Here is a 26,845-nt window from a genome sequence, read left to right as displayed (position 1 = left end):
GCCACCGCCCCGCGGGCCCGTCAGCCTTCCGCGCCCGAGGACTTGACGCCGGCCGGCGCCCGCTTGCCGGACAGCCGGTGCCACCAGTGCCGGCGCCGCGGGTGGACCGCCCGGCCGAGCCGGCGCCCCAGCAGCAGATAGCCGAGCAGCGCGCCGGCGCAGTTGAGGATCACGTCGTCGATGTCGAACGCCCGGCCGGTGACCAACGCCCCCTGCACCAGCTCCACCAGCAGCATCACCAGCGCCGTCGCCACCCCCACCCGCACCAGCCCGCGCACCCGCGGCTCCAGCACCGGCCACAGCACACCGAACGGCACACCCAGCACCACGTTGCCGCCGAGTTGCTTGGCCGCGTCCGCCAGGTTCGGCGCACCGAGGTAGTCCCGGATCGACGCGCCCGGCCGCAGGTTCGGGTGGGTCAGCGGAACCGAGGCGGCCGACGGGGTCAGCGTGATCCGGGCCAGCGCCGCCGCGAAGGCCACCATCGCGGCGAACGCGACCACCAGCAACAGAATCCGCACCGCCAGCGGGGCGCGCGCAGCCGCCGACGGCCGCCCCTCCTCAGCCGGTTGCGTACGCACCATGGGAGCCTCCCGGGTCGACGGGCCGGGCCGTGTGCCCGAGGTCTCGTCGGTTACCCGCGGCCACAGGGATCATGTACAGATCACGTTCGCCCGGAGGCCCCTCAAACGCGAACAGGGGCGCCGGGAAAGTCCCGGCGCCCCTGCGCTGTTCCTGTGCGGTCAGCCCCGCGGACGCTCCGCCTCCACCCGGCGGCGGCCGTCGGACGCCGCCGGTGCCTTGCTCGGCCCGGCCGTCTTCCCCGCGGCACCGCCCTGGCCCACCTTGCCGGGGGGCGTCTTCCGCGGCGGCACGGCCTCGGTGTCCTGGGGGAACGTCAGCTGCTGGCTCTGCCACTCCAGCGCGGGCACGACCTCACGCCGCCAGGTCGAGAACTGGTGGCTGCCCTGCGGCAGGATGATCGAGTCGACCGTCATCGGCGCCTTGGCCGCGTGGAGGAACTTCATGGTGGCGCCGTAGTCCGCCTCGCCCTTGCGGCTGCTGGCCACCAGGGCGGAGACCTGCGGTGCGGGCAGGTTCTTCAGCCGCCACAGCAGGTCGTGCTCACGCTCGCGCTGGGCACCCGCCGGGCCGGCGCCGAAGAGGCTGCCGGTGGTCAGGTCGTCCTTGATCGCGTAGTCACCGGAGAGCGACACCGCCGAGGTGTACGCGTGCGGGTTGCGCATCGCCAGCTGGAGCGAGCAGGTGCCACCGGACGAGTACCCGAACGCGCCCCAGGCGCTGGGGTCATGGCCCACCCGGTAGGCCGACCGCATGGCGTCCGGCAGGTCCTTGGTGAAGAACGTCTCGGCCTGCGGCCCGCCCGGCACGTCCACGCACTCGGTGTCGCGCGGCGGCGCGATCGTCGGCCGCACCATCACGATGACGGTCGGCTGCATCTTGCCCTGGGCGATCAGCCGGCCCGCGTTCTGCGGCACCTGGAGGTGCTGCGCGAGGTTCATGATCCCACCGGGGTAGCCGCTGATGACGACCATGACGGGGAAGCGCTGCCGGCGGAACTGCTGCTGGAAGTACTGCGGCGGCAGGTAGACGAAGCCCGGGTTGATGGCGCGGGTACGGCGGCCGATGATCCGGACGGACTCGACCTTGCCCACCTTGTCGGCGGGGCCCTTGGGCAGCCCGGTCACCCGGTCCAGGCCCTGCGGGCCGGCCGGCTGGACCAGCCCGCCCTTGAGGTTGCCGACCGAGGCGTACTGGCCGTCGCCCTGGCTCACCGACGCCGGTGCCTCTTCGTTGTTGCCCAGCAGCTCGTCCCAGTTGCCGTAGAACTCGAAGTTCGCATTCACGGCGAGGGCGAGCGCGCACACGATCGACACCTGGGTGACCACGATGGCGCCCAGCCTGCCCAGCACGGGTGCGATCCCGCGCTTCGACAGCCGGGGCCAGAGCCACACCGTGGCGGCCACACAAGCCAACGCCAGCACGACCACCGTGTACTCGAGCGACTGACTGGTCAGCCCCATGCGCCCACATCTCCCGTCACCCTCGGAAGGGTTCTTGCCTTCTTACCGGCCGCCTATGGCACAACGGGCGGCTCGGGACAATGGTCACCGGAGAAGACGGGCACACCTGCGCATCGGATACCTGAACGACTCAGTTCTTACCCACCTCTTGCCACTTCGTTTCCGGCGCGTGATGTGGCGGCGGGGGGAAAGCGCCCCGGAAGGCGGAGAAAAGAGGAATCTGCCGCGCGGGACGGTTTCCTGCCCTGATACCCCGCCATCTCCCCCTACACACACGGAACACCCCCACTCCCGCGCCTCTCCCGGCTTGCAACTCCCCCGCCTCATCTCAACTCTTGGTCCCCCTGCGCCTCTTGCGGCCCGAGCTCCTCGGCACTCATCATCAGGCGCACCCGCATCACTGATGACCGACCCCCTTGACGCCCGACGGCCGGCGATCAGCCCCGTACGCAGCAGCGATGCCACCGCGGCAAGATCACGTAGCTCCGACCGAAACCACTTGGCCCGACAGACCCCCCGGATAGCCCACCCCACAAGGCGCGGGGTCCCACGATGAGGCCCTTCCCGGCCGCTACGCTTACGTATCCGTCCTGGTCAGGGACATGTCCGCGCTTCACGGACATACGCCGCACCCACCACCCGCAAGAGAGGTTCGCCGATGGGCATTCGGAGTCTGCTGCGCAACGCTTTCGGTCGCTCCAAGGCGACCCGTGAAGAATCCGGCGCGGCCCCGAGCGGCGCCGACAAGCCGGAGTCCGCGACCATCCCGGAGGCCCGCGAGGAAGCCACTCCGGCGCCCGCCCCGGAAGCCGAGGTTCCGGCCGCTCGTACGGCCCCCTCGGACGACCGTGCGTCGAACCCGGCCCCGACGCCCACCCTGCCTGCCCAGGGCAGCCCGGTGGACCGCGCCGAAGCGCCCGTACGGGACACCGCCGACGTCATCGACGTATGGGACGCGGCCGACGTGCGGGACGAGCCCACGGCGGACCCGGCCGAGAAGGCGACGACCGAGAAGGCCGCTGCCGAGACCGAGACCGCGCCTGAGGCAGAGACCAAGGCCGAGGCCGAGGTTGAGGACAAGGCCGAGGACAAGGCCGAGGCCCCGAGCGCGGAGCAGGCCGAGGACGAGTCCGAGTCCGCAGCCGGCACCACCGACCTCGTCAGCCAGGCTTTCGACGAGCCGGCGCCGGTCCCGGACGCGACTGCGACTCCGACTGCCGAGCCTGTCGCGGAGGCCGTCGAGGAGCCGGTTGCGGAGCCCGTCGCCGAGCCCGTCGCCGTGAAGGCGGACGCGGAAGCGCAGCCCGAGCCCGAGACCAAGGTCGAGGCGAAGGTCGAGGCCAAGGCCGAGGCCGAGGTCGAAGCCGCGGCCGACGCCGCGCCGAAGGCGGAGGCAGCAGCCGAGCCGAAGAGCACGCCGGAGCCGGAGCCGGCCGCTGAGGCCACCAACGAGCCGGCGGCGGCCCCCGAGCCGGCAGCATCGGAGCCGAAGGCCGCCGACACCGCCGAGGCCACCGACACCGCCGACGCCACCGAGGCCACTCCGGTCAGCGCGGCCACCGACGTCACGGAGGCCACCGACGCCACGGGCGACACCGCCCCCGCCTCCGGCAACTCCCTCCCCACCACCGCCCCCGCCCTCCTCGGTCTCTACCGGTCCGCCGGGGCCACCCTGGAGAAGCACGGCCTGACCACCCAGCGCGCCGCCGTCTACCTCGTGCTCGACCGCTCCGGCTCGATGCGCAACTACTACAAGGACGGCACGGTCCAGAACCTCGCCGAACAGGCCCTCGGCCTCGCCGCGCACTTCGACGACGACCCCACCGTCCCCGTCGTGTTCTTCTCCACCGACATCGACGGCACCGCCGACATCGACCTCACCAACTACGAGGGCCGCATCGAGGAGTTGCACGCCGGCCTCGGCCACATGGGCCGTACGAACTACCACTGGGCCGTCAACGCGGTCGTGGAGCACTACAAGAAGTCCGGCAGCACCGCCCCCGCCTTCGTCATCTTCCAGACCGACGGCGCCCCGACCTCCAAGCCGGCGGCCGAGCGCGCCCTGTGCGAGGCGGCTGAACTGCCCATCTTCTGGCAGTTCATCGGCTTCGGTGACCCGGAGGCCAAGGGCTTCGACTTCCTCCGCAAGCTCGACGACCTGACCGTCCCGGAGAAGCGCCGCGTCGACAACGCCGGCTTCTTCCACGCCGGCCGCGAGCCCCGCAGCCTCTCCCACGACGAGCTCTACCAGCAGCTGATGGTCGAGTTCCCCGAGTGGCTCACGGAGGCCCGCACCGCCGGCGTCCTCAAGGACAACTGACCAGCGGCCCCACCCGGCCCTCCGCACACCCCAGCAGCACCACCGGCCGCGGCCGGGCCCCAGCGGCCCGCCGCGGCCGCAGCTTTTCCCGCCCGCGTTCCCGGGCCCCCAGGGAGCACTCCTCGCACAGCAGGCGCGCCCCCGCTCCCCTCCCTAGGCTGAGTGGGTGAAGCGCTCCGATCGCGCCCCCCACGGGCGGCCGGCGGTCGGGGTGATCGTGCCGGCCGGATGAGGCGGGTCGTTATGAGTGGCGCGAGATGAGTGGCGCGAGCGAAGGTGCGGGGGCCGGGCGGCCCGCCGCGGCCCGGGGCCCGACCACCCCCAGCTGGGCCGCCCCCGCGAAACCGGACCCGCGGCGCTGGTGGGCGCTGGTGGTGATCGCCATTGCGCAGTTGATGGTGGTGCTGGACGCGACCATCGTGAATATCGCGCTGCCGTCGGCCCAGCGGGACCTGGGCATGTCGGATGCGAACCGGCAGTGGGTGATCACCGCGTACACCCTCGCGTTCGGCGGGCTGCTGCTGCTCGGCGGGCGGATCGCGGACCTCGTGGGCCGGAAGAAGACGTTCATGGTGGGGCTGGTGGGGTTCGCCGTGGCGTCCGGGCTGGGCGGGGCGGCCGGCGGTTCGGGCCTGCTGTTCGGGGCGCGGGCCCTGCAGGGGGCGTTCGCCGCGTTGCTGGCGCCGAGTGCGCTGTCCCTGTTGACCACCACGTTCACGGTGGGCAGGGAGCGGGGAAAGGCTTTCGGGATCTACGGAGCCATCGCGGGCGGCGGCGCGGCGATCGGGCTGATCGCGGGCGGGCTGCTGACCGAGTACCTGAACTGGCGCTGGTGCCTGTACGTGAATGTGCCGGTGGCGACGGTGGCCTTCGCGGCTGCGGCGGTGGTGCTGCGGAGCAAGGCCGTACCGCAGCGGGCGCATCTGGACATTCCCGGCGTGCTGCTGGGGTGCAGCGGGCTGGTCGCGATCGTCTACGGGTGCAGTGAGGCGCGGCCGCGCGGCTGGGGCGACGGGCTGGTCGTGGGGATGCTGGTGGGCGGCGTGCTGCTGCTGGGGGCCTTCGCGTGGTGGCAGGCCCGGGCGCGGCATCCGTTGCTGCCGCCGCACGTCGTGCGGGACCGGAACCGCGGCGGGGCGTTCCTGACCATGGCACTCGCGGTCATCGCGATGTTCGGGATGTTCCTGTTCCTGACCTACTACCTGCAGACCGTGCTGGGCTATTCGCCGCTGAAGGCCGGGCTGGCCTTCCTGCCCATGGTGGCGGCGATCGTCATCGGCTCGACGCAGATCTCCGCCCGGCTGCTGCACCTGGTCCCGCCGCGCTTCCTGATGGTGCCGGGCGCGCTGCTGGCCTCGGCGGGACTGTTCACCCTGACGTTCCTGACGGCGGAGTCCGCGTACGCCGCGCACGTGCTGCCGGCCGAACTGCTCGTGGGGCTGGGCATGGGGCTGACCTTCATGCCGGTCATGGCCACGGCGACCGCGGGGGTCGCGCCCCGGGACGCCGGGGTCACGTCCGCGACGGTCAACACCGCGCAGCAGGTGGGCGGTTCGATCGGGACGGCGCTGCTGAACACCATCGCGACGTCGACGAGTGCGACGTACCTCGCGAGCCGCCTGGCCGACGCGGCGCGACACAGCGGCGGGCACCCGGTCCCGCCGGCGGTCCGGGAGGCCGTGGTGAAGGCGGGGGTGGTACACGGGTTCACGGTGGCCATCGGGGTCGGCTCGGTGATCATGCTGGGCGCGGCCCTCGCCGCCGGGCTGATCGTGAACGGGCCGGCTCCGCGACAGGACCAGGTGCCGGCGACGGGCAGTGCGGACAGCGCGGAGTCGGCGGTGCGCTGACCCCGCCGGTCGACGGACCGGCAGTGCGGCCCCTCCCGTCGCCCCGGCGCCCCGGCGGCCGGATCCCCCCGCCCCCGGCCCCGAAAAGCCCTCGCCTGGCCCCTCACCCCGTCCAGTACGATATTGACGTTCCGTAAAGCAAATCCTCACTCACCGTAGCGACTTGGGAGCAGCCGGCAATGGCTCGACACCTCATCACCAGCGCCCTTCCGTACATCAACGGGATCAAGCACCTGGGCAACATGGTGGGGTCCATGCTCCCGGCCGATGTCTACGCCCGGTACCTGCGGCAGCGCGGGCACGACGTGCTCTACATCTGCGCGACGGACGAGCACGGGACCCCGGCGGAGCTGGCGGCGAAGGACGCCGGGCAGTCGGTCGACGCGTTCTGTGCGGAGCAGCACGACAAGCAGAAGGCCATCTACGAGGGCTTCAGCCTCGAATTCGACTACTTCGGCCGCAGCTCCTCGCCGGAGAACGTCGAGCTCACCCAGCACTTCGCGCGCAAGCTGCACGAGAACGGCTTCATCGAGGAGCGGGCGATCCGCCAGGTGTTCTCGGTCGCCGACGACCGCTTCCTGCCGGACCGCTACATCGTCGGCACCTGCCCGCACTGCGGCTACGACAAGGCGCGCGGCGACCAGTGCGAGAACTGCACCCGGGTGCTGGACCCGACCGATCTGATCGACGCCCGCTCGGCGATCAGCGGCAGCGGCGACCTGGAGGTGCGGGAGACCAAGCACCTGTTCCTGCTCCAGTCGAAGCTCCAGCACGAGGTCGAGGGCTGGCTGGAGGGCAACGGCAGCAAGGAGTGGCCGACCCTGGCGTCCTCCATCGCGCACAAGTGGCTGACCGAGGGGCTGCAGGACCGGGCGATCACCCGTGACCTGGACTGGGGCGTCCCGGTGCCGGCCGACGTGTGGCCGGAGCTGGCGGCCGAGGGCAAGGTCTTCTACGTGTGGTTCGACGCCCCGATCGAGTACATCGGTGCGACGAAGGAGTGGGCCGACGTCGACCCGCAGAACCGCGACTGGAAGGCGTGGTGGTACGAGGCCGAGAACGTCCGCTACACGGAGTTCATGGCCAAGGACAACGTCCCGTTCCACTCCGTGATGTTCCCGGCCACCCAGCTGGGGACCCGTGAGCCGTGGAAGAAGGTCGACTTCCTCAAGGCGTTCAACTGGCTGAACTACTACGGCGGCAAGTTCTCCACCTCGCAGCGGCGCGGCATCTTCACGGACGCGGCGCTGGAGCTGCTGCCGGCCGACTACTGGCGCTACTTCCTGATCGCCAACGCCCCGGAGTCGGACGACACCTCCTTCACCTGGGAGCTGTTCTCCTCCTCGGTCAACAAGGACCTGGCGGACACCCTCGGCAACTTCGTCAACCGGGTGCTGTCGTTCTCGCGGAAGCGGTTCGGCGACGACGTGCCCGCGGGCGCCGAGGCCGGGGCCGCGGAGCAGAAGCTGGGCGAGGAGATCGCCGGACTGCTGGCGGAGTACGAGGGCCACATGGAGGCCCTGCAGTTCCGCAAGGCGGCGGCCTCGCTGCGCGCCCTGTGGAGCGCGGGCAACTCCTACCTGGAGGAGAAGGCCCCCTGGCTGGAGATCAAGACCGACAAGGACGCGGCGGCGCTGACCCTGCGCACGGCCATGAACCTCATCCACCTCTACGCGGTGGTCTCCGAGCCGTTCATCCCGACGTCGGCGAAGGCGATGCGGAGCGCGTTCGCGCTGGAGAACGACACCGCGCCGTGGGTCTCGCAGGACGAGGCGAAGGCGCTCGCCTCGGTGCCGGCCGGTACGCCCTTCACGGTCCCGCCGGTGCTCTTCGCGAAGATCACCGAGGAGGACCTGGAGTCCTACCGCGAGCGCTTCGGCGGCGCCGAGCAGTAGGCGCGCAGCGCACGGACAACCAGCGCGCCCGTCCGGTCCTCGGGACCGGGCGGGCGCGCGTTGCGTGGCGGGCGGGTCAGGGCCGGGCCGCCGGGGACAGATAGGCGCTGAGCCGCTTCAGGCCGGGCGTCGGCGGGAGGCGGACCGGACGCCAGTCCCGGGCGTAGCGCGGCGGCTTCCGGCCGGCGGCCAGGACCACGGCGGCGGGGTGGCGGGCGCCCAGCCGGGTCAGGCCCGCCGGGCTGATGCTGGCGTCGTGGCCGCCGGGCTGCCGGGCCGCGCAGCGGATCCCGTACGCCAGCCGTACCGCCTCCTCGCCGCTCACCGCGCAGGGCGGCCGGACCCCCGCGGTGCGCAGCGTGCCGACGACGCGCCCGATGTCGTGCTGGGCGCGGACGGTCGCCCGGTGCATCTTGTACAGGATCGCCAGCTGCATCCCCTCATGGGCCAGCAGCGCGAGGACCAGGGCGGCGATCGCCCAGCCGTGCCGGCGGCGGGGCAGCAGGGTCAGCCAGTACAGGAACCAGGCCGCGGGCATCAGCAGCAGGGCATAGGCGGGCAGCAGGAAGCGCGGGGCCGCGTAGTCCACCATCAGCAGATAGGGGAGGGCGAGGCAGAGGCCGGCCAGGGCGGGGAGGGCGATGGGACCCGGACCGTAGCGGTGCCGCGCCCCGCCGGGGTCGCGCAGGCTGGACGGGGGCCAGACCGGTCCGTAGCGGTGCATCGCGCCGTCAAGACCGAGGCCGACCGCCCGCACGGGGTTCAGCCCGAGGGTGCCCAGGCGTACCGGCTCCAGGCCGAGTTCGCCGCGCCCGCTGCCCGGTGCGCGGCCGCGCGGGACGGGCCACACCGGCCCGAAGCGGTGCAGCGTCCCGCCGGGTTCGTGGGCCCGCGACGCCGCCCACACCGCTCCGGCGACCGCCAGGGGCAGCGCGAACCACCACACCGCCGTGACCGGATGGTCCCAGGCCAGGTCGCAGGGACGGCAGAGCGTCTTGCCCTGGAGGGCCCGTGCGTGGTCGCCGAAGGACGGGTGCCAGCCCAGCCCGCCCTGGATCTCCCCGGCCTGCCGCAGCCGGGCCAACAACCCGCCGTAGGAGGTGAATGCCTCCACGATCCACTCGGCGCAGCCGAGGGCCAGGCCGGCCGGCACGGCCAGCAGCACGGTGGAGCGCCGCCAGGCGGGGACGCAGAGCGCCGCGGCGAAGAGCGGCAGGGCCAGCCAGACGGCGTCGAGGGGACGCATCAGGCCGGCCACGGCCACCGCGACGGCGAGGCCCACCGCCGCGCTCCGGCCGGCGCCCGGGGCCAGCTGGGCCGCCGGCTGCCGTACGGCCAGCAGGAAGCAGCCGGTGGCGACGAGGGCGGCATAGGCGGTCCACAGGTTGGGCATCGCCTGCGGACCGTAGAAGAGGGTGATCCACAGACCCGCGAACAGCGCACCGCCCAGCGCCGGTACGGGGGCGGGCAGCAGACGCCGCCAGAGACACAGGGTGAGCAGGAACCCGGCGCCGGAGAGCACCGCGAGGTAGCAGTGCAGGACGGGCGCCGAGGTGGTCAGGACGGCGACCGGGGCGAGGAGCAGGGTGATGCCGCGGGCACGCGGGGCGCTGAAGAACGCGGCCGGGGCGCGGGGGTCGACCTGGCTGACGTAGACCGTCTCGTCCCATCCCAGGCCGGGCGTGCCGACGGCCAGGTAGAGCTGGGCAGCGGTGAAGACCACGGCCAGCGCGATCAGCCACCGCAGATCGCGGACCGGAGCGAAGTGTGCCGTGCGCGTCCGCGTGCCCAGGACGGACGTGCCGGGGAGAAGGCTGGCTTGCTGCATGGGCACCACAGTGCGTCCGCGGCCGTGACCCGGCCACAAATGTGGTGCGGTTGGAGCACGCGGCCGCTTACGCCGAAGGGGCGGTGTTTCACGTGAAACACCGCCCCTCGGCGTCTGTGCGGCTCCGCCGGCGCTACTTCACCTGCGGCTTGCGGACGTTGAGGTGGAGCTCCTTGAGCCGGGCCTCTTCCAGCTCCGTCGGGGCGCCCATCATCAGGTCCTGCGCGTTGCCGTTCAGCGGGAACGCGATGGTCTCGCGGATGTTCGGCTCGTCCGCGAGCAGCATGACGATGCGGTCGACGCCGGGGGCGATACCGCCGTGCGGCGGGGCGCCGAAGCGGAACGCGCGCAGCATGCCCGCGAACTTCTCCTCGACGGTGTCCCGGTCGTAGCCCGCGATCTCGAACGCCTTGAGCATGATGTCGGGCTCGTGGTTCCGGATCGCGCCGGAGGACAGCTCGACGCCGTTGCAGACGATGTCGTACTGCCAGCCGAGGATGTCCAGCGGGTCCTCGTTCTCCAGCGCCTCCAGACCGCCCTGCGGCATGGAGAACGGGTTGTGCGAGAAGTCGATCTTGCCCGTGTCCTCGTCCCGCTCGTACATCGGGAAGTCGACGATCCAGCAGAAGCGGAAGACGTTCTCCTCGAAGTGGCCGGCCCGCTTGGCGGCCTCGACGCGCACCGCGCCCATGATCTTCGAGACCTCGTCGAACTCGCCGGCGCCGAAGAAGACCGCGTGGCCGGGCTCCAGGCCGAGGCGCTCGTTGAGGAGCTTGACGTTCTCCTCGGTCAGGAACTTGGCGATCGGGCCGGTCAGCGAGCCGTCCTCACCGACACGCACCCAGGCCAGGCCCTTGGCGCCGTGCTGGACCGCGTAGTCGCCGAGCTGGTCGAAGAACTTGCGCGGCTGGGCCTGGACGGCCGGCACCGGCAGCGCACGGACGTGCTTGCCGGCGAACGCCTTGAACTCCGAGCCCTCGAAGACATCGGTGATGTCGACCAGTTCCAGCTGGGCGCGCAGGTCCGGCTTGTCGGAGCCGTACTTCAGCATCGCCTCGCGGAACGGGATCCGCGGGAACGGCGAGGTGACGTGGCGGCCGCCGCCGAACTCCTCGAACAGCTCGGTCATCAGCTGCTCGATGGGTCCGAAGACGTCCTCCTGCTCGACGAAGCTCATCTCGACGTCGAGCTGGTAGAACTCGCCCGGCGAGCGGTCCGCGCGGGCGTCCTCGTCACGGAAGCAGGGGGCGATCTGGAAGTAGCGGTCGAAGCCCGAGATCATCAGCAGCTGCTTGAACTGCTGCGGGGCCTGCGGCAGCGCGTAGAACTTCCCGGGGTGGAGGCGGGACGGCACCACGAAGTCGCGGGCGCCCTCGGGGGACGTGGCGCTGAGGATCGGCGTCGCCATCTCGTTGAAGCCGAGGCTCGTCATCTTGTGGCGGATCGCCGAGATGACGGCCGAGCGCAGCATGATGTTGCGGTGCATCCGCTCACGACGCAGGTCGAGGAAGCGGTACTCCAGGCGCTTCTCCTCGTTGACGCCGTCGTCGGCGTTGATCGTGAAGGGGATCTGCTGGGCCGCGCCCAGGACCTCGACCTCGGAGACCTCGATCTCGATCTCGCCGGTCGGCAGCTCCGGGTTCACGTTCTCGGCGCCGCGCGAGACGACCTTGCCGTCGACGCGGACGACCGTCTCCTTCGTCAGCTTGTCCAGCACCTCGGCGGCGGGGGTGCCGGGGCGGGCGACGAGCTGCACGAGACCGTAGTGGTCCCGGAGATCGATGAAGAGGATGCCGCCCAGGTCACGTCGATTGTGCAGCCAGCCGCTGAGGCGGACGTCCGTGTCGACGTCCGCGGCTCGGAGCTCGCCGCAGTTATGGGACCGGTACCGGTGCATCGCTCATCCAAGTCGTCGCGAGTGTCGAGGTGAGGAGTTGTCGGGAGCAGAGGAGAGGGATCGGAACTCGGGCTCACACGCCCGGTCGCTCTCCCCGTCGGTCGCCCGAAAGGCCACCCCAGGATTGACATAACCGCTCCAGGTTACCGTCCCGGCCCCCGCCTCTTCGTTGACATATACGCATCAGCGACTTCGGGGTCGGAAGAAGGGCTCGCGAGTGGGACGACGGTCACATTCCGGCACGCTGTCGCGCCCCACCAAACGCCCCTAAAGTGAGGCAATGCGCACCAAGGACCTCCTGGCCGCCATCGCGACCGGCCTGTGGCGCTGGGACAACGCCTCGGGGCAGGTGGCCCTGGACGCCGAGGCGGCCCGGCTGCTCGGGCTCCCCGCCGAGCCGGTGGAACTCAGCGAGGCCGCCGTACGCTCCCGTTTTCATCCCGTCGACTTCGCCGAGATCAACGGCATCGTGCAGCTCGCGGTGGCCGAGGAGACGCTCGCCGAGGCCCGGCTGCGCATCGTGGACGAGCAGGGGCGGGTGTTGCGCATCGTCCGCTCCCGCTCCCGGCCCCGGCTCGTCGACGGCGATTTCGAGCTGGTCGGCACGCTCCAGGAGGTGCCCGAGCCACAGCCCGGGACCTCCGCGGCGCACACCCCGATAACCGGCGACTGGCGCCGCTCCCGTGAGGCATTCCTGCTGGACGCGGGGCGGGCGCTGGCCGAGGCCCGGTCCACGGCCGAGGTGCTGCGGGTGGCGGCCGGGCTGTCCATGCCCGGCTTCATGCCGGACGGCCTGGCGGTCTTCGGGATCGAGGGCGACCGGATCTCGGTGATCGGCCACCACGGCCACCACCCGGACGACCAGAAGCCCTTCCTCGACATGACGCTGGACACCGACTACCCGGCCGCCGAGGTCATCCGCTCCGGGCGGGCCCTCTATCTGCCCAGCCCCGAGGAGTACAGCCGCCGCTACCCCGCCACCTGGCCGCTGGCCGCCCCCTTCGGCCGCATGTCCTGGGCGTTCCTGCCGCTGGTCAACGCGGGCCGGACGATCGGCGCCTGGATGGCGGCCTTCGCCCAACCGGTCGCCTTCACCCCCGACGAGCGCTCGGTGCTGACCACCGTCGCCCGGATGCTGGCCCAGGCACTGGCCAGGGCCGGGATGCAGGAGGAGCAGCAGGAGCTGGCGCTGGGACTGCAACGCAGCATGATGCCGACGGTGCAGCCGGACATCCCGGGAATGACGGTCGCGGCCCGCTACGTCCCGACCGGCGGCGGGCTGGAGGTCGGCGGCGACTGGTACGACATGATCCCCCTGCCGTCCGGCCGGCTCGCGCTGGTCATCGGGGACGTCCAGGGGCACGACGTCCGGGCCGCCGGCCTGATGGGGCAGCTGCGGATCGCGCTGCGCGCCTATGCGTCCGAGGGCCACCACCCCGACGCGGTGCTCGCGCGGGCCTCCCGTTTCCTCGCCGGGATCAACGCGACCGAGTTCCACGGCCACGCCGAGGACGACCAGCGCTTCGCGACCTGTCTGTACATCGAGGTGGACCCGGCGACCGGCCTGCTGGACATCGCCCGGGCCGGGCACCCGGATCCGGCGATCCGGCTGGCCGACGGCACGATGCTGGTCCGGCCCACCGCGGGCGGGCTGCCGCTGGGCATCGTCCCGGACGCCGACTACCCCACCACCCGGCTGGTGCTGGAACCGGGCGAAACCATGGTGGTGTGCACCGACGGGCTGATCGAGACCGGCGGCCACGACCTGGAGACCGGCTGGGCCCGGCTGCGCGACATCATCGAGTCGCATCAGCCCGACGCGGACCACGAGGACCTGGAGCGGCTGGCCGACGCCCTGGTCCAGGCGGTGCACGGGCCGTCCTCGCACCACACCACGGGTCCGCTGGTGGACCGCCGTGAGGACGACATCGCCGTACTGCTCCTGCGCCGCGAGGTCGCCAGCTGCGGGGTGGGCGCCGGTGGCCCACTGGCCCGGCAGCCGGTGCGGCGCACCGTGCTCGCCGTCGCGCAGGCCGAGCCGCAGCGGATCGCCGAGGCCCGCCGGCAGGTCCGCGAGGTGCTGCACGACTGGGCCGACGCCGACCAGGTCGACTCGGCGGTGCTGATGGTCTCCGAGATGATCACCAACGTCCTGACGCACACCGACGGGGACGCGCTGCTGGTCGCCGAGATCTCCGGGGCACCGGGCGCCCGGCGGATCCGCGTCGACGTCTCCGACAGCAGCGATGAACTGCCGCACCGTCGCAGCCCCGGCGAGCTGGCGTCCTCGGGACGCGGGCTGGTGCTGCTGGAGCTGCTGGCCGGGGCGTGGGGGGTGGATCCGCGCGGCGACGGCAAGTCGACGTGGTTCGAGCTCTACGAGGACGCGGCGGAGGCCGCAGGCCCGGTGTCACCGGAGTCGGAGTCCGCCTCGGAGGCCGAGCCGGCGGCGTAGTGCTTGCGCAGCTCGTGCAGCACGCCGGAGGCGGCGGCGGTCAGCGGGACGGACAGCAGCATGCCGAGGATGCCGGCGAGGCTGGCGCCCGCGGTGATCGCCAGCATGACGGTCGCCGGATGCATCTGGACCGTACGGCTCTGGATCATCGGCTGGAGCACATGCCCCTCCAGCACCTGTACGGCGAGGACCACACCGAGAGCCCAGAGCGCGATCACGAAGCCCCGGTCGGCGAACGCCACCAGGATCGCGACGGCGCCCGAGATGAAGGCACCGAGGTAGGGGATGTAGGCGCCGACGAAGACCAGCGCGCCCAGGCCGGGGGCGCCGGGCACCTGGAGGACCAGCAGTCCGACGGTGATGCAGGTGGCGTCGATCAGCGCGATGAGGGTGGTGCCGCGCATGAAGCCCTCTATGGCCTGGAAACCGCGGCGGGCCATCCGTTCCAGCTGCGGCGCGGAGTTGCCCGGCGCCCAGTCGTGCAGCGCGCGGACGGCCTTGCCGGAGTCCCGCAGGAAGAAGAACGTCAGCAGCAGGGCCAGCACCGACGCGGCGATGAACTGGCTGACCACGCTGACCCCGGCCAGCAGTCCCGAGGCCGCGACCCCGCCGAACTTGCTGACCAAACCCTTGGCGTTGTTGGCGAGGTCGTCGAGCGAGGTACCGGCCGCGCCGAAGGTCTTGGAGAGATCCTTGGCGGCGTCCTTGAGCGAGGCCAGGATCTGGTCCCCGGTGTCGATCAGAGCGCTGACGACGATGTAACCGGCGCCGCCGACCACCACCACGAGGACCGCGCAGGTCAGCCCGGCCGCCAGCGAGCGGTTGAGCTTCATCGCCACCAGCCGGCGGTAGAGCGGCCCGAGCAGCGCACTGCCGAGCAGCGCCAGCAGGACGGGGGTGACCGCCGCGCTCAGGAAGATGCACAGCCACACCCCGAGGGCCAGCACGGCCGCGATCAGCAGCGCGACCAGGCACCAGGCCGCGGCACGGCGGGCCTCGATCGGCAGCAACGGCTTGTCGGGCAGCGGTCGTTCGCCGTCGGCGCCGCGGGGGTCGTGATCCGAGTCGTTTCGCACCCCGACAGTCCACCACGGCCGCCCGCCCCGGGGCGGAGGCGGAACGGGCCCGGGGGCGGTGTTTCACGTGAAACACCGCCCCCGGTCACCTCGTGGCCGCCCGCCCGACGGGACCTCAGACCTCGTCGGCCGGGATGGTGCCGAGCCGGCCGGCCTGGAAGTCCTCGAATGCCTGGGCCAGTTCGGCGTGGGTGTTCATCACGAACGGGCCGTAGTGCATCATCGGCTCGCGGATCGGCAGCCCGCCCAACAGGACGACCTCGAAGTTCGGGCTGCGCGACTCCTGGGTCTCGTCCGCCCGGATCGTGATCGAGTCACCGGTGCCGAACACGACCGCCTGCCCCATGCGGAACGGACGGCCCTCGGCGCCGGCCGAGCCGCGGCCGGCGAGCGCGTAGGCGAGAGCGTTGAAGTCGCTGCGCCAGGGCAGGGTGAGCTCGGCACCCGGGTTCACGGTCACATGCATCATCGTGATCGGGGTGTGCGTGACGCCCGGTCCCCGGTGGCCGTCGAGGTCACCGGCGATCAGCCGCAGCAGCGCACCGCCGTCCGCGGAGGTCAGCAGCTTCACCTGGCCGCCGCCGATGTCCTGGTACCGAGGAGCCATCATCTTGTCGCTCTTCGGCAGGTTCACCCACAGCTGGAGGCCGTGGAAGAGACCGCCGGACATCACGAGCGACTCCGGCGGCGCCTCGATGTGCAGCAGGCCGGAGCCGGCCGTCATCCACTGGGTGTCGCCGTCGTTGATGGTGCCGCCGCCACCGTGCGAGTCACGGTGCACGAACGTGCCGTCGATCAGGTACGTGACGGTTTCGAAGCCGCGGTGCGGGTGCCAGGGCGTGCCCTTGGGCTCTCCCGGCGCATACTCCACCTCGCCCATCTGGTCCATCATGATGAACGGGTCGAGGTACTTGTAGTCGATGCCGGCGAACGCCCGGCGCACCGGGAAGCCCTCGCCCTCGAATCCGCTCGGAGCGGTGGCAACGGCCAGCACGGGACGGGTGTGCGCGGTGGCGGGTGCCGCCACACGCGGCAGGGCCAGCGGGTTCTCTACGGTCACAGCGGGCATGACGGCCTCCTCGGTCGTGCAGTCAACTTAGTTGAATACTGAACAACCTGCAAGGCGTGCGGCATTCCCACCCGCGTTTCCGCAGGTCAAAACGGTGATATGGGGTGCGGCGGGAGCGGTCAGCCGTACATCCGACGCATCGCGAAGTCCACCATCTGCTCCACGGCCTTCGCGTCGAAGACCATGCGGTGGTCGCCCTCCATGTCGAGCACGAACCCGTAGCCGGTCGGCAGCAGGTCGAGCACCTCGGCGCCGGTGATCACGAAGTACTTGGACTCCTTGCCCGCGTACCGCCGCAGCTCCTTGAGCGAGGTGAACATCGGGATCACCGGCTGCTGGGTGTTGTGCAGCGCCAGGAAGCCGGGGTTGTCACCGCGCGGGCAGTAGACCTTGGAGGTGGAGAAGATGCCCTGGAAGTCCTCGGCGGACATCGAGCCGGTGGTGAAGGCACGCACCGCGTCGGCGAGGGAGGGCGGGGACGGCTCGGGGTACAGCGGCTGCTCGCCGTACCCCCCGGAGGCCGGTTGCTGCGGCGGGGGCGGTGGCGGTGGCGCGCCGTACTGCTGCTGCCCGGCACCCGCGTTCTGGTCGTAGCCGTACATGCGGCACAGCGTACTGAGTCGGCGATTCACCGGGGGACGCTCGTCACAGATGGGCGGAAGGGGTTGATTCTTATTACCCGCGGGTAGCATCATTTAACTACTAGCCGGTATTGCGTCTGAGGTCCCTGCCTTGGGTCCTCTCCCGAACCCCTACGGAGCCGTACCCATGGGCCACTACAAGTCGAATCTCCGCGACATCGAGTTCAACCTCTTCGAGGTACTGGGCCGTGACAGCGTGTACGGCACCGGACCGTTCGCGGAGATGGACGTCGACACCGCCAAGAGCGTGCTGTCCGAGATCGCCCGCCTGTCGGAGAACGAGCTGGCGGAGTCCTTCGCGGACACCGACCGCAACCCCCCGGTCTTCGACCCGGACACCAACACCGCGCCGATTCCGGACAGCTTCAAGAAGAGCTACCAGGCGTACATGGACGCCGAGTGGTGGCGTCTGGGCATCCCGGAGGAGATCGGCGGCACCACCGCGCCGCGCTCCCTGCTGTGGGCCTTCGCCGAGACCATCCTGGGCGCCAACCCGGCGGTCTGGATGTACGCGTCCGGCCCCGCCTTCGCCGGCGTCCTGCACGACGAGGGCACCGAGGAGCAGCACCGCATAGCCGAGCTGATGGTGGACAAGCAGTGGGGCTCCACGATGGTGCTGACCGAGCCGGACGCCGGTTCGGACGTCGGTGCCGGCCGCACGAAGGCCACGCAGCAGGAGGACGGCTCCTGGCACATCGAGGGCGTGAAGCGCTTCATCACCTCCGGTGAGCACGACATGTCCGAGAACATCGTGCACTTCGTCCTCGCCCGCCCCGAGGGTGCCGGTCCGGGCACCAAGGGCCTGTCGCTCTTCATCGTGCCGAAGTACGACTTCGACTGGGAGACCGGCGAGCTGGGCGAGCGCAACGGCGTCTACGCCACGAACGTCGAGCACAAGATGGGCCTCAAGGCGTCCAACACCTGCGAGATGACCTTCGGCGCCAACCACCCGGCCAAGGGCTGGCTGCTCGGCGAGAAGCACGACGGCATCCGCCAGATGTTCAAGATCATCGAGTTCGCCCGGATGATGGTCGGCACGAAGGCCATCGCCACCCTCTCCACCGGCTACCTCAACGCGCTGGAGTACGCCAAGGAGCGGGTGCAGGGCCCGGACCTGGCGGCCTTCACCGACAAGAGCGCGCCGCGCGTCAGCATCACCCACCACCCCGACGTGCGCCGCTCGCTGATGACGCAGAAGGCGTACGCCGAGGGCATGCGCGCCCTGGTGCTCTACACCGCCACGGTCCAGGACGAGATCATCGCCAAGGAGGCCGCGGGCGAGGACGCCGCCGCCGCCAACCGCCTCAACGACCTGCTGCTGCCGATCGTCAAGGGCTACGGCTCGGAGAAGTCCTACGAGCAGCTCGCGCAGTCGCTGCAGACCTTCGGCGGCTCCGGCTACCTGCAGGAATACCCGATCGAGCAGTACATCCGGGACGCCAAGATCGACACCCTCTACGAGGGCACCACCGCGATCCAGGGCCAGGACTTCTTCTTCCGGAAGATCGTCCGTGACCAGGGCCAGGCACTCACCGTGCTGTCCGACGAGATCAAGAAGTTCCTCGCCGACAACACCGGCGGGGAGGAGCTGGCGCAGGCCCGCGGCGAACTGGCCAAGGCCGCCGCCGACCTGGAGGCCATCGTCGGCGCCATGCTGACCGACCTCGCGGCGACCGAGCAGGACGTCAAGTCCATCTACAAGGTCGGTCTGAACACCACCCGCCTGCTGCTGGCCTCCGGCGATGTCGTCATCGGCTACCTGCTCCTCAAGGGCGCGGCGGTGGCCGCCGAGAAGCTGGCCGGCGCCTCCGCGAAGGACAAGCCCTTCTACACCGGCAAGATCGCCGCGGCGAAGTTCTTCGCCCACAACGTCCTGCCGGGCGTCGGCGTCGAGCGCGGGCTGGCCGAGTCCGTCGACCAGTCGCTGATGGAGCTCGACGAGGCCGCGTTCTGAGCACTCCGACCGCGGTCCGCCCGCGGCGTTCTTAGAGGTCTCTCAGATTGGCCTTGCAGACTGACGCCGCCCGCCTCTCTTCCCCCGGAGAGGCGGGCTTCGTCACGCCCGGCCTCCGCCCGCGCGCCCCTCGTCCGGCGCCACATGTCACCCAACGACCGGAATCGCTCAGTCCAGCAGGGTTTTCAGCCTCGAATGCTGAAATCGTGGCCGGAAGGGTACGGAGTCGCGCCGCACGCACGCGGGGAATGCGGGGCGCCGCTCTTTATGCTGAATCCATGACCAACTCCGCCCGCTTCGATCGCGGCCACACCGACGACCTGATGTCCTTCCTTGCCGCCAGTCCGTCGCCCTACCACGCGGTGGCGAACGCGGCGGAGCGGCTGGAGAAGGCCGGCTTCCGGCAGGTCGCCGAGGTCGACGCCTGGGACGGCGAGAGCGGCGGGAAGTACGTACTGCGCGGTGGCGCGATCATCGCCTGGTACGTGCCCGAGGGCGTGCATGCCGCCACTCCGTACCGCATTGTCGGGGCGCACACCGACTCTCCCAATCTGCGGGTCAAGCCGATTCCGGATACCGGCGCCCGCGGCTGGCGGCAGATCGCCGTCGAGATCTACGGCGGCACCCTGCTCAACACCTGGCTCGACCGCGATCTGGGGCTGAGCGGCCGGGTCACGCTGGCTGACGGGAGCCACCGACTGGTCAATGTCGACCGGGCGTTGCTGCGGGTGCCGCAGCTGGCGGTGCACCTCGACCGCTCGGTGAACTCCGAGGGGCTCAAGCTCGACAAGCAGCGCCACATGACACCGATCTGGGGCCTGGGCGAGGTGGCCGAGGGGGATCTGATCTCCTTCGTCGCTGACGAGATCGGCGTCCCGGCCGAGGACGTCAAGGGCTGGGACCTGATGGTCCACAGCATCGAACCGCCCGCCTACCTGGGACGCGACCGCGAGCTGGTCGCCGGCCCGCGGATGGACAACCTGCTGTCCGTGCACGCCGGTACGGCCGCGCTCACCGCCGCTGCCGCCGCCGGCAGCCGGCTGACCGCCATCCCGGTGCTGGCCGCCTTCGACCACGAGGAGAACGGCAGCCAGTCCGACACCGGCGCGGACGGTCCGCTGCTCGGGACGGTGCTGGAGCGCTCGGTCTTCGCGCGCGGCGGCTCGTACGAGGACCGGGCCCGGGCCTTTGCCGGCACCGTCTGTCTCTCGTCCGACACCGGGCACGCCGTGCACCCCAACTACAGCGAGCGGCACGACCCGAGCCACCACCCGATGCCGAACGGCGGCCCGATCCTGAAGGTCAACGTCAATCAGCGCTATGCGACGGACGGCAGCGGGCGGGCGGTCTTCGCGGCTGCCTGTGAGCGCGCCGGGGTGCCGTGGCAGAGCTTCGTCTCCAACAACGCAATGCCGTGCGGGACCACGATCGGTCCCATCACCGCGGCCCGGCACGGCATCGCCACCGTCGACATCGGCGTGGCGATCCTGTCCATGCACTCGGCACGTGAACTGTGCGGCGCCGAGGACCCCTATCTGCTGGCGAACGCCCTGACAGCCTTCCTGGAGGGCTGAGTTGGAATTCTCACTGCTCGGCCCGATCGCCGTGACGACCGGCTCCGGAGAGCTGTCGCTCGGGCCCGCCAAACGGCGCAGTGTGCTGGCGCTGCTGTTGCTGCAGCCCAACACCACCGTCCCACTGGAGCAGTTGATCGACTCCCTGTGGGAGGACGAGCCACCCGAACACGCCCGTACGGTCGTCCAGGGCCACGTCTCCCGGCTGCGCGCCACGCTCGCCGAGGGCGGGGCGGAGGCATACGGCATCGAGCTGACCACCCACGGCTCGGCCTACCTGCTGCGTCTGCCGGAAGAACTGATCGATGCCCACCGGTTCGGCGAGCTGGTGGCGCTGGCCCGCCCCGAGGCGGCACCGGCCGATGCGGTGCCGCTGCTGCGCGAGGCGCTGGGGCTGTGGCGCGGGCCCGCGCTGACCGGCACGGTCACCAGCCCGCCGTTCGCGGCCGCGGCACATGCCCTGGAGGAGCGCCGGCTGACGGCCGTCGAAGCGCTGGGGCGGGCGCACGGCGCGCTCGGTGAGCATGAGCAGGCAGCGGCCATCCTCTACTCCGCCGCCGTCAACCACCCCTTGCGGGAGGGCCTGATCGCCGGGCTGATGCGGGCGCTGTTCCGTACCGGCCGGCAGTCCGACGCGCTGGAGTGGTTCCACCGCACCCGCCGGCTGCTCAACGAGGAGCTGGGTGTCGATCCCGGCGAGCGGCTGCGCGAGGCGTACGAGGAGATTCTGCGTGCCGAGGCGGCCGGCGCGGGGCGTCAGCCCAACCGGCCGGCGGACGCCACGCGCGGGGCGGGCGACGGCCCCGCCGGAGCACCGTCGTTTCACGTGAAACACGGACAGGGCGGACGGGTGCCGCTCCAAGGAGGCGCCGACGCGGGAGAGGCGATCGAGGCGTCCGCCGGGGAGCGACCCGCTGCCGGTGACGCGACCGGTGGCCCGGGCGGTGCGGACGGCGGGTCGACCGCCGGTGACGGCTCCGGGCGGACCGGGTCGGCACCGCGGCTGCTGCCCAGGCCCCCGGCCCGCTTCCTGGCCCGGGAGGAGCAACTCGGCGCGCTGACCGAGGCATTGACCGACCGTACGACCGGCGAGAGCCCCTTGGCGGTGGTCGCGGGACCGGCCGGCGTCGGCAAGACCGCCTGCGCCGTGCAGTGGGCCCATCTGCACGCGGACGCCTTCCCCGACGGGCAGCTCTTCGCGGATCTGCGGGGCTTCGGCGAGGGCGACGAGGCCGCGCCCGCCGAGATCCTGCGCGACTTCCTGCTCGCGCTCGGCACGCCCCAGGAACGGGTACCCGGTTCGGCGCAGGCCGCCTCGGCGCTGTTCCGGTCACTGGTCGCGGACCGCCGGCTGCTGGTCGTCCTCGACAACGCGCGTAGCTCGGCGCAGGTCAGGCCGCTGCTGCCCGGTGGCCTGCACTGCGCCACGGTCGTCACCAGCCGCAGCCGCCTCGACGGTCTGGTCGCCACCGACTGCGCCCGTCCCGTCGGGCTCCAGGCACTCGGCCATGAGGAGGGCGCCGCGCTGCTCGGGGCCATGCTCGGTCCGGAGCGCGTGGCCGAGGACCCGGCCGCTGCCCGGGAGTTGGTCGACCTGTGCGACGGGCTGCCGCTGGCCCTGCGCGCCGCGGCCGCCCAGCTGACCGCCCGGCCGCGCTGGCGGCTGGCCCGGCTCGCCGCCGCGCTGCGCGACGAGCGGCGGCGGCTGGCGCTGCTGTCGGCGGAGGACACCGGGATGGCGGCGGCGCTGCGGATGTCCGTCGCCCGGCTGTCGGCGGACGACGCACGGCTGCTCAGCGCCCTGGCGACCAGCGCCGACGGCCATCTCAACGCCTCGGTGGCGGCGGCGCTCGCCGGGTACGACCCGGAACGCACCCAGGACGGCCTGGACCGGCTCGCCGAGATGCATCTGGTGGACGAGGAGGCCACCGACGTCTACACCATCAGCACGCTGACGCAGCTCTTCGCGCGCGACGAGCGCGGGGAGGGCGGCAAGGGCAGGAGGAGCGGTGCCGGTGAGGAGAGCGACGAGCGCGGCTGAGCGGCAGGAGGTGAGGCGGGCGGTGGCCGGTGCAGCCGGCGGGCCGCGGTCGCCCCGCCGCACGCCCGGTCACCGCACCGGCCGCCTGGTCCCGCCGAGGGGGCGTTAGGCGCACGTTAGTGACACGGCAACGGCCGGCGGCAGAGTGGTGGACGGAACGCAGGACCACCACCGACCCGGGGGAGACCGGAGATGCCGCGCAGCCTGAGCCAGGCCAGCAACCCTCGTACGGCCCGCGCCGTCCGCCGCCGTACGCTGCGGATCGCCGCGGCCGGCCTGACCGCCGTCGCCGCGCTCACCCTCACCGCTTGCGGCCAGGACAACCCGCTGCGGACCGGCGCCGCCAAGCCGTACACCCCGGCGCAGCAGGACGCCAAGGGTCCGGCGGACGGGACGCCGGACACCACCGCGGACACCCCGGCGACGGTTGGCAGCGCCGGGCAGGGCGGTGCGCGGCCCGACAGGGGCGGCGCGGAGCAGGCGTCCGCCAAGGGCTGGGGCGACACCGCGGCGGGCTCCCGGGCGGGCTCCCGGGCAGGCTCTCGGGCGCAGGGTGCGGGCAGGGTCGGCAGCGCGCCAGCCGTGCGGCACAGCGCCTGTGACGCCGCCAAGATCCGCATCGTCGCCCAGCCGCTGAAGCGGCCGGTCAATCATCTGCTGCTGGTGGCCACCAACACCTCCGGCGCCACCTGCGACCTGTACCTGGCCCCGTACCTGAGGTTCGACGGGGCGCAGGCGCCGCTCGCCGAACTGCCGGACAGCAAGCCGCAGTCCGTGGTCACCCTCGCCCCCGGCCAGTCCGGCTACGCGGGTGTGATGACCTCGTCCGCCGACGGCTCCGGGCACCACGGCCGCACCATGACCTCGCTGTCCGTCAGCCTTCCCGGCCGCGACGGCAAGGGCAGCATCGGCGGTTCGGCCGCGGTGCCGATCCCTGGCGGCTCGGTGTACGTCGACGACAGCGCCTGGGTGACGTACTGGCAGTCCGATGCGAACGAGGCGACGACCTGGTGAGCCCGAGCCACTGAGCCACCACCCCTGAGCAGGGCGCCCGCCTCCCCGAGCGGGCGCCCTTTCGCCTGCGCACCGTCCCGTCATGTCTCGTACGACGCTTCCGCCTGTCTCACGCGGACGAGGTTCCCGCAGGTCACAGCCTCGCACCGGGCCGGGACGTCCCGCGGGACACGGAACCTCCGGCCGGCCCGCGCCCCCGGCACACGATGGTCCCCGTCACCGCCTCCAGACCGGGCGGCGGCTCATCGACCGGCCGACGGGCACCAGGCCAACCGGCCGTCCACGGAGGGGAATCGGCATGTACGAGCACAGCAGCACGCACCCGGTGGACTCCACCACCGCCACGCAACAAACCGCCGCCACGGGCGGCCCGGCGGAGCGCCGGCGGTCCCCGTTCCGCGGGACGACGGTGCGCCGGGTGCTGCCCGCCGTGGCCGCGGCCGGCCTCGGCGTCACCGCGTTCGCCGGCCTCGCCCACGGCACACCGGCCGGCACGTCGGCGGCCTCGACCAAGCTCACCCGCGACACCGCTACGGCGGCCACCGCCGTCTCCGCCCGCACCACCGGAGCCGCTTCCGGGCGCCGGGCCGCGGCCGCCGCCGACTTCCCGACCTGGGGCACCCGGTGGGTGGTGCACGCCACCGCGGACACCGGCTCCCCTGCCGTCGGGATGATCAACAAGACCGCGGCGGGCCAGGACCGGATCACCGCCGACTACCAGGTCGACACCGACCGCAAGGTGTGCGAGGGCTCCGCCTGCTCGACGTTCATGGCGCATCTCACGGGGCCGGTCACGGGATTCCTCAGCGTGGTCGCCGTGGACGTCCCGCAGGACCGGCTGCCGGGCGTACCGGTCCAGGGCGGCGGTCAGCCGCAGCCCGGCGACTCCCGGCAGGAGATGCTCAACCGGGCCGCCACCTGGCTCACCGCCGACAACGGCTCCCAGGTCCCGTACAGCCAGGCCAAGGTCTGGAAGGACGGCTTTCGCCAGGACTGCTCCGGCTACGCCTCCATGGCACTGGGACTGCCGACACCGGGCACCAACACCGTGGGCCTGGCCACCAACCGCAGCATCACCCGCCCCATCGCGCTCGGCGAGCTGAAGCCCGGTGACCTGCTCATCGACGCGGCCGGCGACAACAACAACCGGCACGTCGTGATCTTCGAGAGGTGGAACAACGAGGCGCACTCCTCGTACACGGCCTACGAACAGCGCGGCGGCCACGGCACCGATCACCGGACGCTGACCTACGGACTGCCGGGAGGCGACGCGGAGTTCAAGTTCTATCGGCCCGTCATGTTCGGCGACTGACCGGCCGAACACAGGGCCGGTACGGCGCAACACGGCGTTTCACGTGAAACATCCGTGGGTTTCACGTGAAACGTCACCAACCGATCCGGGTCCGATCCGGATCGTGTATCGAGGGGCACTTCCGTCACAGGGGAGCGGAAGTGCCCCTCGCGCGGGCATGTCCGCTGTGCTGGAATGCCAGACGTGCCTGGCAATCAGAACCACGCCGCTCAGCCCCCCCGCAAGCCGCTCGCCCCGCTGCCCGACGAACTCTCCGGCCCGGTACGGGAGTTCGTCGCCGCACTGCGCCGTATGCACGGCGAACTCGGATACAGCCTCAAGGAGTTGGAGAGCCGGCTGCCTGCCAGCCGCTCGTCCCTCTCCCGCTATCTGCGAGGGCAGAGCCTGCCCGACGAGCGGCTGCTGGTGCAGTGGTGCAAGCTCTCCTTCACCGGCGAGGACCGGTTGCCCGCCCTCGTCGCACTGCTCCACCGGGCCCAGGAGGCGGCGGACGCCGGTGAAGCCGGCGTGGCGGCCTCGCCGGAGCCGGAAGGAGCGACGCGTGCGGAGCCACCGGCCGGGGACGCCACCGCACCGGCGGCCGGGCGGCGCCGGCTACGGCTGGCCCTCGCCGCGCTCGGCACCGCCGCCGTACTGGCCGCGGCGGCACTGGCGGTCCCCGCCCTGACAGGGCCCGACGCTTCCCCGGGCGACGGTGCGACCCCGCAGCCGCAGAGCCCGGCCCGGGGCACCGGCTCCGCCCTGATCACCGTGCACAACGTCGAACGGGACTGCCGGCACCGGCGTACCGAGAACTGCGCCCTCGCCCTGGCCCGGGACCCGTACCGGGTCTACCGTCGCGCCAACGTCGTGGGACACGTCTGGCACGGCGATGTGCTGCACGCGGTCTGCCGGATCGCCAACGGGGTGACCGTCACCGACGAGGTGGGCGGGCACAGCAGCATGTGGTTCCGGATCGATCACGAGGGGAAACAGATGTGGGTGCCGGGCATCCGGATCCGCCCGGAACAGCTGGAAAACACCCCGTTGCCCAGTTGTCCGGAATGAGCCTCGCCGGCACCCCGCCCATCGCCCCACCGACCCATCTGACCTGCGACGACGCGCTTCCGGCCGGGTGCCGTTCGCACCCGCCCTGGCGCATTCGACCGCACTCGATATCGTGGCCGTGCCATGACAGACACACCTCGCTGACCGCAGCGACCCACTGGGGGATCCACCCATGACCGCAGCCCGCTCCCGCCGCCGCTCCGCTGCCTACGCCGCGCTCGCCCTCGGATTGGCCGGTTCGCTCGCGCTCACCGGCTGCAACAGTCACTCCTCGAAGAAGTCGAAGAAGTCCTCTTCCTCGTCGTCCAAGAGCAAGAAGCGCAGGATCATCGGTGGTGGTGCGGCCGCGGCGGGCGCAGGAGCGGGCGCGGCCTCGCGACGCGTGCCCGACTGCTACCCGAGCACGTACAAGCTCACGTTCTCCCAGCAGACCGGCGCCGACAGCCACGTGACCGTGAAGTTCAAGAACAACACGAGCCGCGACTGCAAGCTGTACAACGCCCCGCTGCTGCGCTTCAACAACGCCAAGGACCCGTTGCCGCTGCTCCAGGGCACCCCCGGTCAGTTCGACGGCACCCGCATCACGGTGCCCTCCCACGGCTACGCCTACGCGGTCATCCCCACCAACACCGCGGCCGCCAAGGGCACCGAGCAGAAGTCGGTCACCGTCGACTTCATGGGCACCTCGGCCAACTCCGTCACCCACGGTCCGGCCACCGTCAACTTCGCCGAGAAGCGGCTGCACATCTCCGTCGGCAAGAGCAAGGTCACCAACTGGTCGTCGAGCGTCCACGGCGCCCAGCTGGCGGCGGGCGTCGGGAAGTAGC

At 71.6% G+C, this 26,845-nt stretch carries 18 protein-coding genes; 11 read left to right on the top strand and 7 right to left on the bottom strand.

Annotated features, from left to right (window positions below; all coding sequences use genetic code 11):
• Nucleotides 1–20 precede the first annotated feature (20 nt).
• Both SL103_RS00465 and SL103_RS00460 read right to left on the bottom strand, forming a co-directional pair.
• Nucleotides 21–650 (bottom strand): VanZ family protein, encoded by a 630-nt coding sequence (locus SL103_RS00465; RefSeq protein ID WP_432215383.1) that lies wholly within the window; start codon nucleotides 648–650, stop codon nucleotides 21–23.
• A gap of 93 nt (nucleotides 651–743) precedes the next feature.
• Nucleotides 744–2,045, bottom strand: a complete 1,302-nt coding sequence (locus SL103_RS00460; RefSeq protein WP_069566811.1) for an alpha/beta hydrolase — start codon at nucleotides 2,043–2,045, stop codon at nucleotides 744–746.
• A 658-nt stretch (nucleotides 2,046–2,703) separates the two neighbouring features.
• On the opposite strand from SL103_RS00460, the gene SL103_RS00455 reads away from it, so the two are divergent.
• The 3 genes from SL103_RS00455 to metG all read left to right on the top strand — a co-directional run bounded on the left by SL103_RS00455 (nucleotide 2,704) and on the right by metG (nucleotide 8,110).
• The gene (locus SL103_RS00455) at nucleotides 2,704–4,365 is read left to right on the top strand and encodes a VWA domain-containing protein (protein ID WP_069566810.1); all 1,662 of its coding nucleotides are present in this window, start codon (nucleotides 2,704–2,706) and stop codon (nucleotides 4,363–4,365) included.
• 257 nt (nucleotides 4,366–4,622) lie between these two features.
• Nucleotides 4,623–6,215 carry a DHA2 family efflux MFS transporter permease subunit gene (locus tag SL103_RS00450; protein WP_208869781.1) on the top strand — a complete coding sequence of 531 codons (1,593 nt, stop codon included), beginning with the start codon at nucleotides 4,623–4,625 and terminating at the stop codon, nucleotides 6,213–6,215.
• Nucleotides 6,216–6,394: 179 nt separating this feature from the next.
• A complete protein-coding gene (gene metG / locus SL103_RS00445; RefSeq protein WP_069566809.1) occupies nucleotides 6,395–8,110 on the top strand; it encodes a methionine--tRNA ligase in 1,716 nt (571 codons plus the stop codon).
• Nucleotides 8,111–8,186: 76 nt separating this feature from the next.
• Here the strand turns inward: metG and SL103_RS00440 are convergent, their stop codons facing one another.
• Together SL103_RS00440 and aspS are read right to left on the bottom strand one after the other, a co-directional pair.
• Nucleotides 8,187–9,938 (bottom strand): hypothetical protein, encoded by a 1,752-nt coding sequence (locus tag SL103_RS00440; RefSeq protein ID WP_069566808.1) that lies wholly within the window; start codon nucleotides 9,936–9,938, stop codon nucleotides 8,187–8,189.
• Between the two features lie 133 nt (nucleotides 9,939–10,071).
• Nucleotides 10,072–11,835 (bottom strand): aspartate--tRNA ligase, encoded by a 1,764-nt coding sequence (gene aspS, locus SL103_RS00435; protein WP_069566807.1) that lies wholly within the window; start codon nucleotides 11,833–11,835, stop codon nucleotides 10,072–10,074.
• Nucleotides 11,836–12,115: 280 nt separating this feature from the next.
• On the opposite strand from aspS, the gene SL103_RS00430 reads away from it, so the two are divergent.
• Nucleotides 12,116–14,290, top strand: a complete 2,175-nt coding sequence (locus tag SL103_RS00430) for a SpoIIE family protein phosphatase (RefSeq protein ID WP_069566806.1) — start codon at nucleotides 12,116–12,118, stop codon at nucleotides 14,288–14,290.
• Here the strand turns inward: SL103_RS00430 and SL103_RS00425 are convergent.
• From SL103_RS00425 to SL103_RS00415, 3 genes are all read right to left on the bottom strand, one after another.
• The gene (locus tag SL103_RS00425) at nucleotides 14,212–15,366 is read right to left on the bottom strand and encodes an AI-2E family transporter (protein ID WP_069566805.1); all 1,155 of its coding nucleotides are present in this window, start codon (nucleotides 15,364–15,366) and stop codon (nucleotides 14,212–14,214) included. The two genes, SL103_RS00430 and SL103_RS00425, sit on opposite strands and share 79 nt — an antisense overlap.
• A 115-nt stretch (nucleotides 15,367–15,481) precedes the next feature.
• Nucleotides 15,482–16,435, bottom strand: a complete 954-nt coding sequence (locus tag SL103_RS00420) for a pirin family protein (RefSeq protein WP_069566804.1) — start codon at nucleotides 16,433–16,435, stop codon at nucleotides 15,482–15,484.
• Between the two features lie 119 nt (nucleotides 16,436–16,554).
• A complete protein-coding gene (locus SL103_RS00415; protein ID WP_033267955.1) occupies nucleotides 16,555–17,037 on the bottom strand; it encodes an SseB family protein in 483 nt (160 codons plus the stop codon).
• Between the two features lie 166 nt (nucleotides 17,038–17,203).
• Between SL103_RS00415 and SL103_RS00410 the strand changes: the two genes are divergently transcribed.
• The 7 genes from SL103_RS00410 to SL103_RS00380 all read left to right on the top strand — a co-directional run bounded on the left by SL103_RS00410 (nucleotide 17,204) and on the right by SL103_RS00380 (nucleotide 26,844).
• Nucleotides 17,204–19,030 (top strand): acyl-CoA dehydrogenase, encoded by a 1,827-nt coding sequence (locus SL103_RS00410; RefSeq protein WP_069566803.1) that lies wholly within the window; start codon nucleotides 17,204–17,206, stop codon nucleotides 19,028–19,030.
• 278 nt (nucleotides 19,031–19,308) lie between these two features.
• Entirely contained in the window at nucleotides 19,309–20,604 is a 1,296-nt protein-coding gene (locus tag SL103_RS00405) for a M18 family aminopeptidase (protein WP_069566802.1), read from the top strand.
• 1 nt (nucleotide 20,605) lies between these two features.
• Nucleotides 20,606–22,645, top strand: coding sequence for an AfsR/SARP family transcriptional regulator (locus SL103_RS00400; protein WP_069566801.1), 2,040 nt, complete (start codon nucleotides 20,606–20,608; stop codon nucleotides 22,643–22,645).
• A gap of 192 nt (nucleotides 22,646–22,837) precedes the next feature.
• Nucleotides 22,838–23,659, top strand: a complete 822-nt coding sequence (locus tag SL103_RS00395) for a DUF4232 domain-containing protein (protein ID WP_069566800.1) — start codon at nucleotides 22,838–22,840, stop codon at nucleotides 23,657–23,659.
• A 298-nt stretch (nucleotides 23,660–23,957) separates the two neighbouring features.
• On the top strand, nucleotides 23,958–24,971 hold the full coding sequence (locus SL103_RS00390; protein ID WP_099055366.1) for a hypothetical protein: 1,014 nt from the start codon (nucleotides 23,958–23,960) through the stop codon (nucleotides 24,969–24,971).
• A gap of 174 nt (nucleotides 24,972–25,145) precedes the next feature.
• Nucleotides 25,146–26,018: a helix-turn-helix domain-containing protein gene (locus tag SL103_RS00385; protein WP_069566799.1), complete on the top strand. Its 873-nt coding sequence runs from the start codon at nucleotides 25,146–25,148 to the stop codon at nucleotides 26,016–26,018.
• Nucleotides 26,019–26,190: 172 nt separating this feature from the next.
• Nucleotides 26,191–26,844, top strand: a complete 654-nt coding sequence (locus tag SL103_RS00380) for a DUF4232 domain-containing protein (RefSeq protein WP_069566798.1) — start codon at nucleotides 26,191–26,193, stop codon at nucleotides 26,842–26,844.
• The last annotated feature ends 1 nt before the right edge of the window (nucleotide 26,845 follow it).

It is taken from the genome of Streptomyces lydicus, from assembly GCF_001729485.1.
In the GTDB taxonomy this organism is placed as follows: Bacteria; Actinomycetota; Actinomycetes; order Streptomycetales; family Streptomycetaceae; genus Streptomyces; species Streptomyces lydicus_D.
Note: the sequence above shows the minus strand (reverse complement) of the source record. Positions and strands in the feature narration are given on the sequence as shown.

Coding starts and splice junctions, on each gene's coding strand:
- SL103_RS00460 (WP_069566811.1), bottom strand. CDS start 2,045: ATGGGGCTGACCAGTCAGTCGCTCGAGTACACGGTGGTCGTGCTGGCG.
- SL103_RS00455 (WP_069566810.1), top strand. CDS start 2,704: ATGGGCATTCGGAGTCTGCTGCGCAACGCTTTCGGTCGCTCCAAGGCG.
- SL103_RS00450 (WP_208869781.1), top strand. CDS start 4,623: ATGAGTGGCGCGAGCGAAGGTGCGGGGGCCGGGCGGCCCGCCGCGGCC.
- metG (WP_069566809.1), top strand. CDS start 6,395: ATGGCTCGACACCTCATCACCAGCGCCCTTCCGTACATCAACGGGATC.
- SL103_RS00440 (WP_069566808.1), bottom strand. CDS start 9,938: ATGCAGCAAGCCAGCCTTCTCCCCGGCACGTCCGTCCTGGGCACGCGG.
- aspS (WP_069566807.1), bottom strand. CDS start 11,835: ATGCACCGGTACCGGTCCCATAACTGCGGCGAGCTCCGAGCCGCGGAC.
- SL103_RS00430 (WP_069566806.1), top strand. CDS start 12,116: ATGCGCACCAAGGACCTCCTGGCCGCCATCGCGACCGGCCTGTGGCGC.
- SL103_RS00420 (WP_069566804.1), bottom strand. CDS start 16,435: ATGCCCGCTGTGACCGTAGAGAACCCGCTGGCCCTGCCGCGTGTGGCG.
- SL103_RS00415 (WP_033267955.1), bottom strand. CDS start 17,037: ATGTACGGCTACGACCAGAACGCGGGTGCCGGGCAGCAGCAGTACGGC.
- SL103_RS00410 (WP_069566803.1), top strand. CDS start 17,204: ATGGGCCACTACAAGTCGAATCTCCGCGACATCGAGTTCAACCTCTTC.
- SL103_RS00405 (WP_069566802.1), top strand. CDS start 19,309: ATGACCAACTCCGCCCGCTTCGATCGCGGCCACACCGACGACCTGATG.
- SL103_RS00395 (WP_069566800.1), top strand. CDS start 22,838: ATGCCGCGCAGCCTGAGCCAGGCCAGCAACCCTCGTACGGCCCGCGCC.
- SL103_RS00390 (WP_099055366.1), top strand. CDS start 23,958: ATGTACGAGCACAGCAGCACGCACCCGGTGGACTCCACCACCGCCACG.
- SL103_RS00385 (WP_069566799.1), top strand. CDS start 25,146: ATGCCAGACGTGCCTGGCAATCAGAACCACGCCGCTCAGCCCCCCCGC.
- SL103_RS00380 (WP_069566798.1), top strand. CDS start 26,191: ATGACCGCAGCCCGCTCCCGCCGCCGCTCCGCTGCCTACGCCGCGCTC.